The following is a 13,623-nucleotide window of genomic DNA, read 5'->3' as shown; positions in this document are numbered from 1 at the left end:
TCTGCTCGGCGGGGCGAGTTGGTCGCACTTCTCATCCTGCCGCCGAAAGACCCGCCCCTCGTCTCAGGCCCTCACCCACGTCACCAGCGTCATGACCCGCAACAACTAGCTGTCGCACTGCGCCCGCATCTCGTGACTGAGAATGCGTCATCAGTGGTAATGGGCTTACCGAGCCCAATGCTGACGGCGTCGCGCCAGCGTGACCAGGCCCAAGTCGTCCTAGAACGGTCAAGCTGTCGTGACGGCCGTATTTACCTTGGCAACGTGTCAGCCGGCCGAGTGGGTCTGCATCGGACGGCCCATCTCATCGCTGCCTCCATGGGTGATGCTGGCAGTCTCCTCGTCGGGATCAGCGCACATGTAGACGTACTCGCCGACGCGCAGGCCGAACCGTCGGATGTAGGTGCCTAAGCCGTGCGTGAATCCCGTCTCGTCGTTGTACACGGCGGTGCCGCACGACTCGCCTCGTTCGTCGGTCAGCTCGAATCTGGTGGACGGGGTACCACGCGGGAGCCATCGACGAAGCAGCACGCCGGTCAGCCTGACGTTGGAAGTCACGGCCAACAGGACCCATGGGCGACCGTCGGGCGTCACACCAGCGCGGAAGTCGCGGTTCTCCGTCAGCGAGCGTGCCCGCGCCTGTCCCTGGACTGTCGCGACCACGTCCGAGGCGGCCTGCGTACCGCGCACGGTCCACGCGTTCCGGTCGAGCTGCACGAACGCGGGATGGAACGTCAGGTATACGCCGGCCGTGCTCAGGTTGATGCCGTACGCCTCGGCTGTCTCCATCAGGCTCGTGCGGTCAAGGACGCCGTTCGGTGACATCCTGATCAGCTCGACGAGAAGCGCCGCCTCGACACCGAGCTCCGCGTTGAGGTCCAGCGGAACTGTCGCGCTGAGCTCGTCGTCATCGACCGCGAACTGGTCATGCCACTCGCAGAACACTCGCAACCCGGTGAGGGTCGGCGCCACCAGATCTGCCTGGTCTGCGGTCCGGCCGGCGTTGCGGTAGGCCCAGAAGTTTTCGACCGCTCGCCGTGCGCTGAGTAGATCAACTGGCTGATGAACGGAGAGGAGGTTGCGCAATGTATTGACCAAGCGGTTGCGCACTGAGGATCGCCAGGTTACGTGGTGATCATCGAGCCACACTACTGATTCCGACGTCGCCAACAGCGCTCTGACGTCGCCTTCCGTGACGACGACACCGGCGTCCAGTACCTCGTCACTGACCTGGAGCAGGGTGGCGAGCCCCTGTCGCTCGGAAAGCCTGCGAGTTGCTCGGTATGCGGCAGTAAGGACGTCGGGATCGTCGGTGACAACCCCATCCTTCATGTCCAGGCCGAGCTGTCGTCCAGCGAACTCCGCGCACGCGCGCAGGCTGGCGAGGCTGTACCGAACGGTGGTGAGGCCTCTGTCGAGCAGTTCGTCAGCCAACGCCGACTCCGTGCAGGGAGCTTGCCTGCTCGCAAGCTCCAGCGCAGCGTCGAGTTGCGGCCACCGGAGATGCAGCCCGTGGAGAGCCTCGTGCTTCTTCTGGATCTGCCGGGCGCGCTCGCGGGTCACACCCATGGCACGCCCTGTCTCCTCCAATGTGGCGGGTGACTGTCCGAGCAGTCCGTACCGTGCCGCCAAACCGTTTATGATGGCCGGTCGGCAGGGTCGTCGATTGCCGTGAATCACCCTGTCCGCCTCGGACAAAAACCTGACAGCCGTTGTCTCCAGCGGTTCGGTGTCGTCGAAGGTCAATCCGGCGAGCTCGTGAAGCATACGCGCCAGGTCAGCTTGCATGTCTGGTCGATCTGGCTGCTGGACGGCGTTGGCTTGGCCCGTCATCGGGATTCCACGTTCTTGGCCGAGGTGAAGCCGTTGTTCAGGGCGGAGTCGTAAATCCTTCTGAGGTTGTCGATCTGCTTGTCAGTCGGCGTCTTTCCCGCGCTCAGCAGTGTCGAGGTACCGGAGGCGATGCGCCTGTCGACGGCGGTGAGCTTGTTGTGTTCACCGGCCCAGTCGGCCAGTTCCGACCATGGCACGAGCAGCAGGTCCTCGGTGCTGATGTTGGACGCGACGACATGGTTTGTGGCCTTCGTGGTGAGGTGGGCGACTGCCGCTGCGCTGAGCTTCCACGGTAGGGCGCGCGCCTTCTCCCAGCATGCTGGTTTCTTGGCCCATTCGCTGATGTTGCCGTGTGCTCGGTCGAAGAACGTCCGGAGCTGTAGGGCCAGCGCGGGTAGCTCACTGCGTAGCTCTTCCGGTAACTGTTGTGTACGCCAGATGACGTCGAGGTCGAGGCGTCGGCTGGTGCGGTTGCTGATCAGCGCAATGGCGTAGGCGACGACCTGCGCCTTGTAGCCCTCCAAGTTGTTCTCGCGGAAAGTCTTGGCCACGATCTTGTCGGTGTGCCGGAACAGGATCGCCTTCGCGACAAGGTGCTCGAAGTAGCGTCGGTCCGGTTTCTGGCCCTGCTCCGGACGTTGCGCGAGCCGTAGCGCGAACTCGGCGAAACACTTCTGGCCGCCGAGGCTGACGGCGTGTGGAGCCTCGTCCCAGGCGAGTTCGAACTTCGCCAGGTCCGTCTTGACGAACTTCTGCGCTGGCGGGTGGGTCTCCTTGAACGCCTTCTGTCTGGCCGGCGTGCCCGTTCTGGCCACCTCGTCCTGGTACTGGCCGCGGGCACGTTCGTAGAACCATCGGGTCTGCTTCTGGCTGCCGTCGATGGCCGGTGCCCATACCGAGCGAGAGAGGCGTTCAATGTCGACGTGGAAAGGGTGGTTTGTGCTGAAGTCCGCCTCCTGCACCTTGTTCTGGCTGTTGGCGTAGCGTGAGATCAGCGGGACGAGCTCGGTGAGCTGGTTCGGTGGGACGACGGTGAGCTTCATCTGGACGTGTATTCCGTCCAGTGTCGCCTTGTGCTTGACTGCCGCGTGGTAGAGCGACGCGGTGGTCTGGCCGCCGTTCACGATCTGCAGGTCATTCAGGCTGGCGATGGCGCTGCCGCCCTCAGGCGTCCTGATCACGTCAACGGCGGATGCGGTTGCGGAGATGCCGTTGTTGTATGCGAGGAACCGGCGTGGCTCGTTGAGGATGGTATCCCGGATGCCCTGGTTGACCTTGCCTCTTGCTTGGAGAAACGACCGTACGTTGAGCTCGAGCAGACGTGCGGAGTACGTCGCGTAGATCTCCTTCAGCACGGCGCCGGGCACGATGGCCAGCATCGTGTGACATCCCTGCTCGTCGAGATCGGTGGGAAGGCATGGGACCGGTACACCAAACCGATTGACGAAGTCGATGTGGATCGGCTCCTGCTGCCGGCCGGAGGACACCAGACGGTGCAGCCGCACCACGTCCCAGACCTGGACCGACGTCGGCACCTCACCAAACTTCGGCGTCGTCACGTCCTTCCTGGTAGCGACCGCACCATCGGTGAAGACCCAGAACCGGATGCGGGTGACTTCCGGCAACGCCTGGCTAATGCTCTGTGTCATGTCGAACACCGGCGATGCCACCTCAAGTCCGGTGGGGCCGGTTCGCGACACCTTCTCAAGGAACCCGCGCAAGCGACGGAGACAGGTCTCGATGTCCACCTTGCCGATGGTTGGTGGCGGCGCCACCTGCCTCAACACGACGCCGAACAGGTCGAGCGTCTGGCCATCGCCACTGATGTTGTAGCCTGAAACCTCCTCACCGCGCGCTTGGTGGAAACAGGCCTCCCCACCCTCCAGTTCGGCGACATCGGCAAGCTCGCCGACCATGCGTTCAAGGAAGACGTCGCGGATGTTCCGCTCCGTGCCGGGCACGCCGGCCTCTGTGAGCAGATCCTGCTGGAGCGACTCAGCGAACTGGCCGATGTCAGTGTCAGTCATGCCTTCTTTTCCAGAGCGGTGATCATGTCCTCATGGCTGACGAGGAACCGGTCGGCGGCGAGCAAGTCAACGGTGTACATCACATCGGACACTCCGACAGGTCTGGTCTGTTCGGTGATCCGGGGAAAGCCGTCGGTCACCCGGTGGACCGTTCGACCGCGAGGCGCGTATCGCCGGTCCTCGTACAGTCGGCTCTGAGTGTCCAGATAGCCGGCACGAAGCAACCGCTGTTCCAGCTCGCCCGCGACACCCAGGTTGACTGCCTTGCTACGCACCTGGCGAACGAGTTCGGGTAGAGAAAGTCCACGTCCACCTTGTCGCGCGTCGAGCGCGAGCGTTAGCAGGAACAACGCACCGGGTCCGGTATCGTCGAGCTGTCGTTCGCTACTGATCCGTACCCGGTTGGGGTCATGTCCGGTCGCGGTCTTGATCTCTACGCTGCCTGGCTCGAACTGAAAGTCCTGCAACTGCTGGTCGGGACCGGTCCATGCATACACCGCGTCCGGACCGAATGCCGGGAGGAACAGGGCGGACAAGGTGTGCAGTTCGCCGAACAGCCCACGCTGCCGCTCTCGCGACAGTCCGTCGGGGCTGATGTCGGCGAGCATCCGCTGCCACTCACCCAACCTGTTCAGCACTACGCCGCCCGGTTCCGCGGTGATCTGTGCGAGCCTCACGAGCAGGTCGGCCACTAACGCCGTGAAGATGTCCGCGTACGCACCTGCTCGCAGTACGAGGTTCAACGTGGCCCCATGGTCTGGGAGACTTCCTGGCTCAACCACCACGCCGGACGTGACCAGTAGCCCGGTCGTCGAGCTGGCCGGAACGTTTTTGGTGACCACTGAGAAAACCCGCCGTCCGGCTGGATACTCCACGCCGACGAAACAGTGGTGCGGACTGTCTGCCAGTACCCGCCGAACCAGACGACCTGCCGACACCGGATCACTCTGTGTGTCGTGTAGTTCGGCCCAGAGCTCCTCAAGATCTGCGGCGGACGGCACCGCGTTCATGGCTGTTCCTCGTCGGAGTCCTGGCTGCCGAACTCCTGGTCCCACCACAGGTTCGTGACGCGGTACTTGATGGTCTTCGCGGATCGGCTCGTCGGAAAGCTGAGGGCGAACCCCACGGGCGGCAGGTCGGCATGCATCCAGGTGTCGGGCTTGAGCGGATACAGCAAGAGCAGTCCGCGACTCGGCGGGCGGACATCACGGATGGAGAGCCCGCCGGGTGCGCTGGGTGCAGTCTTCCTCGTCTTCGGGTCCAACTGCCAGGCATGCTTGGTCATCTCAAGAGCCTGCTTGCTCTCTTCGTCGGAGAGGTCCATCTCCTCGTCGCTAGGCGAGACAAGGCGACGGATCACGTAACGGTCTTTCCCTGCCCGCAGGCCGGCCTTGTAATCGAGACCGGCGCGCGCGCGCTCCTTCGGCAGGTACAGTGCCCGCTGGACCAGACCGACCTCGAATTCGCCGATCTTGTAGGTCTTCTGGTCGTTGCCGGAGACCGACACAAGCCCAACCGTCCACTTGGTGAGCTCTGGTTCCTTGGTGGTCAGCAAGGTCCGGATGTACTCGGCCAAGGCTCGCGGCTGCGCCTTGGTCGCCACATCGGAGGCCTGGTACCCGTCCAGGAAGTTCAGCACATCAGGTGCCGGCACGTTATCCCACCGGACGGGACCGAGAACGCCTTTACGGGGTGCTGGAGTGCCCAAGCCGCTGACCAAGCGCTCAGTGGTGGCAAGGTTGTTGCCGAGCACCTCCTCGTCCGTTTCGAACGTGATCGACTCGCTGATGGTTTGGGAGAACGTGATGTCGACGTCGGTGCCGTTGCGCATCTTGGTTCTGGCAGTGATCATCAGACCGTCCGGATGTGCACGAACCCGCAGCCCATACTCCTGTGGCGTCTTCCCGAGCGCGGCCATGTACTCGAACTCGCGTAGCAGCTCCTCGTTGGCCAAAGCGATGTCCCGGTACCACCCGGCGAGCTCGCCGGTCGTGTAGAGCCGGCACAGATCGAGGTAGCCTGGGCGATAGCCGAACCAACGGCCCATCTGCATCAGCGTGTCGTACATCTTCGACGCCCGCAGGTAGTAGCTGACCGTCAGCCCTTCGAGGGTCAGACCGCGGGAGAGCTTGTCTCCACCGATCGCGATCAGGGTGAGCGGTCGTTCAGCTTCGCTGTAGGTCAGGGCGTCCTCGGACCTGCCGTTGAGCATGCGCAGCTCGACGTCGTTGAGCACGTCTGGGAGTGCATCGCGGATCTGCACCCAGTCGACTACGGCGCCGACTTCCGACGTCAGGTCCGGGTTCCGCAGCAGCGCTTCGGTGGTCGGCACGAAGTCAGTTCGCCACATGGACTCCAACGCGGGCAGGGGGGAGTCGGGGCTGGCAGGGTCGCCGTGCCACACGCGCTGGCGCATCAGGTCCAGATGCTCCTGCAGCGCCCGGCGGACCAGTGCCTGGACGTCGGTGAACCGGGTGACGTGAATCAGCATCGAGTTGTGGTCCTCGTGGCCACGAACCTGCCGTGCGGCCGTGGCGAGCAGGAACGCGTTGATGGCGGTGAGCAGCGATGCTGGCAGTCTGCCCGGGACGCTGTCCTTCTTGTGCTTATTCGGGAGCCACATCTCGTGGTCGTCGAACGTACCGATGATTGGCAGACCCGCCTGTCCCTCGATGCCCGAGTTCACGTCGCTGTCCAGCCCGAACACCGTGTTCACGCCGACGTAGTTGCTCGGTGGCCGGAGGTTGATGATGAAGCTGCGCGGGAAGAGGTCCTCGCCGTACGTTTCGGTCTTCTCGTCGGCATCGATGAATATGTTTGCGAACGGCGTTGCCGTGTATGCGAGATACGCGGACTTCTCGAACGTGCGCAGCAACTTCCGGATCAGACCGTTGATCTTGGTCGGATCGTAGTCGTCGACCGGCTGCCCGTTTTCGTCGGTCGGCCGGGCCTTGGTGTTGACCGAGGCGTTGTCCGCCTCGTCATCGATCACCAGTAACGGAACGTCACGCACGATCTGCTGGCCAGTTTCCGGGTCGAGTTCCTGGTTCAGTCGAGTCGCCCATAAATGCAGATTTCGCAGCACCGACGCGTTCTTCTTGACCACCAGAATGACCGGGTCGCCGCCGCCCGCGTTGAGCCAGACCTGCTTGGCAACCTTGACCTGAAAGTCGCCCTTTTCGTCGCTGCTAGTCAACGAGTGCACATGGAAGAACTTCCCCTTCATCTGCCCGACCCCGACTTTGGCGTTCGTCAGGTCGTAGCTGCGGTTGCTCCTGGTGTCGAACCCCAGGAACTCCATGTCCAGCCGGTGCTGGGTCTGGCTGCGCAAACTGTTGTGAAGACCGGCCAACACGACGATCAGGCGATAGCCGGCGTCTGCGGCCTTGCAGATGACGCCTGTGTAGTTGGCTGTCTTACCGGACTGCACTTGGCCGACGACCATCCCACGACGGTCCCACCTGCCAGGCCGGTCCGGCTTCTCGAACGAGCCCAGGATCCGATCGGTGACTTGGTTGATGCTGCGGATCTGAGCTGGCGCCCAACCTTTCTTGCCCAGATACCGTCGGTACCGGTCCCAGAAGTTCCACTCGATGTCGTCCCTGGCGGCGTCGAGCCAGGGCATGTGGTCCTCACGGCCGTTGAGCACCTGCTCGGTCGGAAGCCAAACGTTGCATCGACTCTCCAGCTCTTTCCGCAGCTTGTCGATGTCGACGTTGGCCCGATTAACCAGAAGCAGGGCCTTGTCAACCGCCTGTTCGACGTCGCCTGTCGTAACGTCGTCCGCATCTTCGAGCAGCATTAGGGCAATCTCCATTGCCCTGCGGTAGTCGGGGTTCATGTCATCTCCTGACCGAGTTCCTGCGTGCAGACCTCCTGAACAAGGTCGGGAAGGTCAGAGAACGGTTCAGTTGTCACCAGACGTCGAGTAATTTCTCTGCCGGACACCCCTGAGCGTTTCATTGCCCGGACGACATCAGTCAGCACCGACCGAACCGCGTCAGGTGCAGATTCCTCGAACGGTGCGGCCTGTCGGCCCGGGCCATCCGCATGGTTCAGGATGATCAGCGGAACAGGAACTGTCTCCTCCAGTAGCCTGACCATGGCCTCGACGTCACCGCTACCCGAAGTCGCGAGCAGCGCAGCCACGACGGGGTGCTGACGATTGATCTGATAGGCAATTTTTGTTCCGCGTACAACCTGTAGCCAGGCTTGGACCACCTCGCCTTGACCAGCACGCTGAAGTACCTTGCCGCGATGCCGGTAGACGTTCGCCGACCGCATTCGAACGACCTCTGCGATCCGTCGCAACTCTGGCACCAGTGCACCCGGCGCGCGGGCCACCGACTTACGGACGTCGATTTGCCAGTCCGAATCCATGTGATTGGGCAAATCGAGCCGGATCCGGGCCAGTGAGGTGAGCTCCTCCCGCCGGAACCCGAGCCCGAGCCAGCTTCCGGACACGATTAGGCGCCGGTTCCGGTAGACGTAGAACCCCTGCTGGGAAGCCCAGCCACGACGACCACCAGCGGCGATGTGTTCCTGAGTGGTCAACCTGCTCACGTGCGGCAGGACGAACGACTTCACGCTGATCAGCTCGCCCCGGTACGGCAGTGCCTCGTCGGTGACCACCTGGGTTGTCTCGTGGGACTCAAGGAAGGGGTCCCACGGCGCGATGTTGCGGCCGTTCACTCGGATGGTGATCTTTCCGGGACCCGTGACGTACCGATGGAAGATTATCCCGAGATGCGTGGCAACGCGGTCAGCGATGGTGTAGTAGTGTCTCTCTGCCTGCTCGTTCTGCGGATCTGGCGAGACAACAAGTCGGTCCAACTGGCGCCACAACACCACTGTTCCCGACTGGTCGCCATGTAGCTCGTGCCACAGGGCTCGGTCTCCGGACGGTAAGGTCGTCAGCAGCTGCCAGCCACCGACGCGTACGACGTGGTCAAGATCCCACGTCCGAGCTGCCAATGACGATGTCGCTGTCGCCGACATGACGACCATCCGCCGGCACTGTGAAAACGACGCGGTCTTGAGTCCGAGCCCGAACCGTCCGAGATCGCTCCCCTTTCGCGGCGTCGAAGGACTCGTTGTGCCCGGTCGCATCGCCTCCCGGAGCCTTTCGCTGTCCATCCCGAGACCGTTGTCGACGATCGCGATCCACGACTCGTCGCCGGCCCAGCGTAGGCGGACGTCGACCGTTGTGGCCTTGGCTGTAATGCTGTTGTCAACCAGGTCCGCGACTGCGGTCTCGGTGGCGTACCCGAACGCGCGAAGCGACTCCACCAACGACTCTGCACGAGGCTCGACCACCTCGTAGCCGGTCACCTTTCCGCCACCAAGTCGCTGCTGTCCGCCCCTCCGCGGGCATCTGTTTCATGGGAGGGTGCCCTGGATTCACCGCTGCAGATCAGCGGTCTGTTGAAGCAGATCGTGGTCCTGGCGTAGAGGAAGTCTGCATCGTGAGTGCCTGCGGTAGTTGGGCCACGATGTCGGATTGCCCCTTGCTTAAGGCGGCAGACGGCGACGTCGATCCTGTGCTGACAGCCGCGAACCGCGATCGGCGACAAGACTGTCGGCTCCCGGATGTCGACGCTCCAGTCCGCATCGACCTCGGGGGCCATGTCCAACGAGGTCGGCGCGCCTATTGTGCCAGCCGGGTGCGGGTCGGCGATCCTGTTGTTGATGCTGTTCATCTCAACCCCACCCGCCAACGCACCCCCGTCCGCGTCAGACTGGCTAGATCGAACCGTCGACGCACACCACAACTCCCGTGGATCAGACGACCAGTGTAGGTAGGTCGCGCATCTCCGTCTGCATCGTTCGCTCGTGGGCGCGTCACCCAACACACAGAGTGATGAACCCAAGGTCACCGTCGAACCCGATGTGATCAAACTGTTATATTGGGTCTGAGCGGCCCTGGACATGAATCGTCGGACTCCGCCGCTATCGTTACTGTCGTCCATCGGCCCCGGTAACGGACAACGACTCGACACCGGAGATCATGGACGTTGTTGATCCAGGACGACGTCCGTGTTCTCCTGGTGCTCGTTGACGCAGGTGTTTCGGGGAAGGGTACGGGCGAGTGTCGATCTACGGGGTCAAGCTGCAACGCAGCGACGATCTACGACTTGCCCGCCATCCTGACGGCTGCACCGAGGACACTTTCGAGCAGTGGTGCGCGCAGAGACTGGCCGCGGGACGGCGGCTCGCCGTTGACCTGTTCTCCGGCGCCGGCGGACTCAGTCTCGGGCTGGAAGAGGCTGGCTGGACGGTCGCGGTTTCGGTTGACAACGACGAGAAGGCCGTGCAGACGCACAGCCACAACTTTCCCGGCCTGGCGATGGACTGCGACCTCAGCGAGCCCTCGCAACGTCAGGATCTCGTCGAGATGCTCGCCAAAACCGAGATTGACCTCCTCGCGGGTGGACCTCCCTGCCAGCCGTTCAGCCGTGCGGGTCGCAGCAAGATCCGCAGTTTGGTGGTCGCCGGGCACCGTGAGGAACACGACCATCGGCGTGAGCTCTGGCAGGCGTTTCTCGACGTAGCGCTCACCGTGCGGCCTCGGGCTGTCCTTATGGAAAACGTCCCGGACATGGCACTTGGTGACGACTTCGCCGTGGTGCGAACCATGGTCGACGCACTGGAACGCGGTGGCTACTACACAGAGTTCAGGCTGGTGGACGCATGGCGCTACGGCGTTCCTCAGCACCGGAAGCGTCTCATCGTTTTGGCGCGACGTGATATCGAGGACTTCGCTTGGCCGGCCAAGCAAGACAAGCAGCCGACCCTGCGCGAAGCCATCGGTGACCTGCCCCATCTTGACGACACCACCGGTGGTCGTGAACTGGCCTACAGCAAGCCCCGCAATCTGCCTGCCTTTGCGGAGATGATGCGAGCCGGTGCCCGGAAGGGCGTCGTGTGGGATCACATGACTCGGCCGGTACGTGACGACGACCGCAAGATCTTCGGAATGATGGATGCCTCCACCCTGTATGCCGACCTTCCCGAGGAGCTGAGGCGTTACTCAGCCGAGACGTTCGACGACAAGTACAAGAAGCTCGACTGGGAATCGGTGAGCCGCTCCATCACGGCGCACATCGCCAAGGACGGTTACTGGTACATCCACCCCCAAGAGCTGCGGACGCTCACGGTCCGCGAAGCCGCCCGGGTCCAAACCTTCCCCGACCGCTTCCGTTTCGCAGGTACACGCAGCGACGCGTTCCGCCAGATCGGTAACGCCGTACCGCCGTTGCTGGGTCGCGCCGCCGCAACCGCACTTCGACCGATTCCAGCGGATGAACGTTCAGACGAGCGGCAGTGGGAGACTTCGCGCTGGGTGCAGGCCAGGCAGGCGTTGACCAGCTGGGCCGAGCAACAGCAGCGCGGCTCCAACTGGCATGCGCTGCCCGGTCAGAGCGTCACGCCGGCCGTTGCCGCAGTCGCGGCTCTTCTGATGAGCCGTTCCAACGCTCCGAAGGGCGCCGAGCGGGCACTCGCCGCGATTCGCGGCCGCGTGAAGCTGACAAAGGCCGAGCTCGACCAGATGCAGGAAGAGCTCCAGACGCAAGCCGGACGTCAGGTGTTGGAACGGTTCCGGCCGCTGCTGCCCAAGCGCAAGGTCTGGACGGACCCCGATGCTCTGGCCGAAACGCTGGCGATGAAGGGGGCAGAGGAGCGGACCTTCCGGCTCCTGGCAGGCGAGGACGTGCTCCTTGCCTCCCAGGCGACCCTGAGGGTTGCAGCAAGAGTAGCCGGAAGTGAGTCGGACAAGACCAACAGGCTGAGCGACGGCCGCGTCGATCTTGCCAGACTGGTTGGAGCGGGCCCGGAAGCGCCGCTGCGTGCAGCGGCGCTCCGACTACTTGGTAGTACCGTATGTAAGACTCCCAGTACTTTGTGTGATGACTGCCCACTTCGTCAGCAGTGCGCCGACAGCTCGGGTGGTCGTGCGGTGCAGACACTGTTCTAGTGTCCTGAGTCGTTAATTCGTTGGCAGTATGCGGCGAGGGTGTCGAGGATCTGGTCGGCGGTTTTGGTCCAGACGAAGGGTTTGGGGTCGTCGTTCCAGGCGCCGATCCAGGCCTCGACGTCGGCTTCGAGTTCGGCGACGCTGCGGTGGGCTGATCGGCGGAGCTTGCGGTTGGTCAGCTCAGCGAACCAGCGCTCGACCAGGTTGAGCCAGGAGGCGCTGGTCGTGGTGAAGTGCACGTGGAAGCGTGGATGCTGCAGCAGCCAGTTCTTGATGGCCGGGGTCTTGTGGGTGGCGTAGTTGTCGCAGACCAGGTGCAACTCGAGGTCGGCTGGGGTGTTGGCGTCGATGGTCTTGAGGAATTTCAGGAACTCCTGATGCCGGTGCCGGCGGTGGTGCTGGGCGATCACCGACCCGTTGGCCAGGTTCAGCGCGGCGAACAGGCTCGTGGTGCCGTGCCGCACATAGTCGTGGGTCATCCGCGCCGGCGTGGTGGGCATGATCGGCAGAGTGGGCGCGGTCCGGTCGATGGCCTGCATCTGCGACTTCTCGTCGACACACAGCACGATCGCGTTGTCCGGCGGGGCGAGATACAGCCCGACCACGTCCCTGACTTTCTCCACGAACTGCGGGTCTCGCGAGAGCTTCCACGTCTGGATCTGATGTGGCTTGAGACCGAACGCCCGCCAGATCCGCGACACCGTCGACTGCGACATGCCGGTGGCCGCAGCCATCGACCGTGTCGACCAGTGTGTGTCCTGATCAGGTGGGGACTGCTCCAGGGTCTTCACGATCACCGCCTCCACGCGCTCGTCGGTGACCGTGCGCGGCGCACCCGGTCGCGGTTCGTCCGACAGGCCCTCAAGCCCGTCGGCGAGGAACCGCGACCGCCACTTCGCCACGGTGTGACGTTTCACCCCGAACTCCGTAGCCACTTGCGAGTTCGAGCCACCATCCGCGCAACGCAGTACAATCCGCGACCGCAGCGCCAGAGCCTGCGCCGTTGTCCGGCGACGTGACCACCGCAGCAACGTCTCGCGTTCCTCATCGCTCAACACCAACGGCGGCAGCATCGGACTCGGCATCACCGCATCCTAGACACTGGCCACGAAATTCAGACTCAGGACACTAGCTGCCCGCCCTTCGGTTGCGCGCAGCCGCCAGCACCCGATCGGCGGCAGCAGCAGTGTCCCTTCGGATTTCACACTCCCAGACCCGGACTACCTGCCAGCCCGCCGCCTCGGCGGCTTGATTGTTCCGTTGGTCACGTGCGCGGTTGGTCGCCAGTTTCCGTTTCCACTGCTCCGCGTTCGGCCCACGGAACTGGACTGGTGAATGCGCGGGACAACCGTGCCAGAAGCACCCGTCGACGAAGACGGCCAACCGGTACTGAGGTAGTACGAAGTCAGGCGTGCATCGTGGAGCTACGGACCGATGAATCCGGAACCGTAGGCCCAGTCCGTGCACTGCACTGCGCAGCGCAACCTCGGGCTTCGTGTTGCGCGTACGTCGGCCGCGTAAGTGTTGTCCCTTGACGGTCTGTGTCCATGCTGCGGGCACGAAGTCCTCAATCTTCAAGACGGCCGGACGGCAAGAGTCGTCCCAGCACAACTCGCCATCCTTACTTCCTCAACGGTCCTATACTGCGACTGTCGGTGGGGGTTGCGGACCGGATACGTGGCGCCGAGGCGCGAAGATCGGCGATCACTTCCACTGGCTTCCGTCACCATCGTCCTCCGACGAGTAGGTTTCCTGCCGATCGTGCACCTTCAGAGCCTTTGTCGGCCA

Annotated in this window: 8 protein-coding genes; 1 reads left to right on the top strand and 7 read right to left on the bottom strand. The window is 63.3% G+C overall.

Annotated features, from left to right (window positions below; all coding sequences use genetic code 11):
• Positions 1-267 precede the first annotated feature (267 nt).
• The 5 genes from C2L58_RS51285 to C2L58_RS14390 are packed head-to-tail and all read right to left on the bottom strand — an operon-like array spanning position 268 to position 9,191.
• A complete protein-coding gene (locus tag C2L58_RS51285) occupies positions 268-1,833 on the bottom strand; it encodes a sigma factor-like helix-turn-helix DNA-binding protein (RefSeq protein ID WP_146073585.1) in 1,566 nt (521 codons plus the stop codon).
• Positions 1,830-3,860 (bottom strand): AIPR family protein, encoded by a 2,031-nt coding sequence (locus C2L58_RS14405; RefSeq protein ID WP_103338073.1) that lies wholly within the window; start codon positions 3,858-3,860, stop codon positions 1,830-1,832. Before C2L58_RS14405 ends, C2L58_RS51285 begins: the two co-directional genes overlap by 4 nt.
• Complete coding sequence (locus tag C2L58_RS14400; protein WP_103338072.1) at positions 3,857-4,870, bottom strand: PD-(D/E)XK motif protein; 1,014 nt, start codon at positions 4,868-4,870, stop codon at positions 3,857-3,859. The genes C2L58_RS14405 and C2L58_RS14400 overlap by 4 nt, the downstream gene beginning before the upstream one ends.
• Positions 4,867-7,701 (bottom strand): Z1 domain-containing protein, encoded by a 2,835-nt coding sequence (locus tag C2L58_RS14395; RefSeq protein ID WP_103338071.1) that lies wholly within the window; start codon positions 7,699-7,701, stop codon positions 4,867-4,869. Before C2L58_RS14395 ends, C2L58_RS14400 begins: the two co-directional genes overlap by 4 nt.
• A complete protein-coding gene (locus tag C2L58_RS14390; RefSeq protein ID WP_103338070.1) occupies positions 7,698-9,191 on the bottom strand; it encodes an ATP-binding protein in 1,494 nt (497 codons plus the stop codon). Before C2L58_RS14390 ends, C2L58_RS14395 begins: the two co-directional genes overlap by 4 nt.
• A gap of 757 nt (positions 9,192-9,948) precedes the next feature.
• On the opposite strand from C2L58_RS14390, the gene C2L58_RS14385 reads away from it, so the two are divergent.
• Entirely contained in the window at positions 9,949-11,835 is a 1,887-nt protein-coding gene (locus C2L58_RS14385; RefSeq protein WP_103338069.1) for a DNA cytosine methyltransferase, read from the top strand.
• On the opposite strand, the gene C2L58_RS14380 is transcribed toward C2L58_RS14385, so the two are convergent.
• Both C2L58_RS14380 and C2L58_RS14375 read right to left on the bottom strand, forming a co-directional pair.
• Complete coding sequence (locus tag C2L58_RS14380; RefSeq protein WP_103338068.1) at positions 11,832-12,920, bottom strand: IS630 family transposase; 1,089 nt, start codon at positions 12,918-12,920, stop codon at positions 11,832-11,834. The two genes, C2L58_RS14385 and C2L58_RS14380, sit on opposite strands and share 4 nt — an antisense overlap.
• Before the next feature lie 43 nt (positions 12,921-12,963).
• Positions 12,964-13,395: a very short patch repair endonuclease gene (locus tag C2L58_RS14375; protein WP_199191270.1), complete on the bottom strand. Its 432-nt coding sequence runs from the start codon at positions 13,393-13,395 to the stop codon at positions 12,964-12,966.
• Positions 13,396-13,623: the final 228 nt, after the last annotated feature.

The organism is Amycolatopsis sp. CA-126428 (genome assembly GCF_002904335.1).
Lineage (GTDB): Bacteria > Actinomycetota > Actinomycetes > Mycobacteriales > Pseudonocardiaceae > Amycolatopsis.
This window is presented reverse-complemented; position numbering and strand designations above follow the sequence as displayed.

What these genes read in the sequence shown, in the direction of transcription:
- C2L58_RS14395 (WP_103338071.1), bottom strand. Translation starts at nt 7,701, where the DNA reads ATGAACCCCGACTACCGCAGGGCAATGGAGATTGCCCTAATGCTGCTC.
- C2L58_RS51285 (WP_146073585.1), bottom strand. Translation starts at nt 1,833, where the DNA reads ATGACGGGCCAAGCCAACGCCGTCCAGCAGCCAGATCGACCAGACATG.
- C2L58_RS14405 (WP_103338073.1), bottom strand. Translation starts at nt 3,860, where the DNA reads ATGACTGACACTGACATCGGCCAGTTCGCTGAGTCGCTCCAGCAGGAT.
- C2L58_RS14400 (WP_103338072.1), bottom strand. Translation starts at nt 4,870, where the DNA reads ATGAACGCGGTGCCGTCCGCCGCAGATCTTGAGGAGCTCTGGGCCGAA.
- C2L58_RS14380 (WP_103338068.1), bottom strand. Translation starts at nt 12,920, where the DNA reads ATGCCGAGTCCGATGCTGCCGCCGTTGGTGTTGAGCGATGAGGAACGC.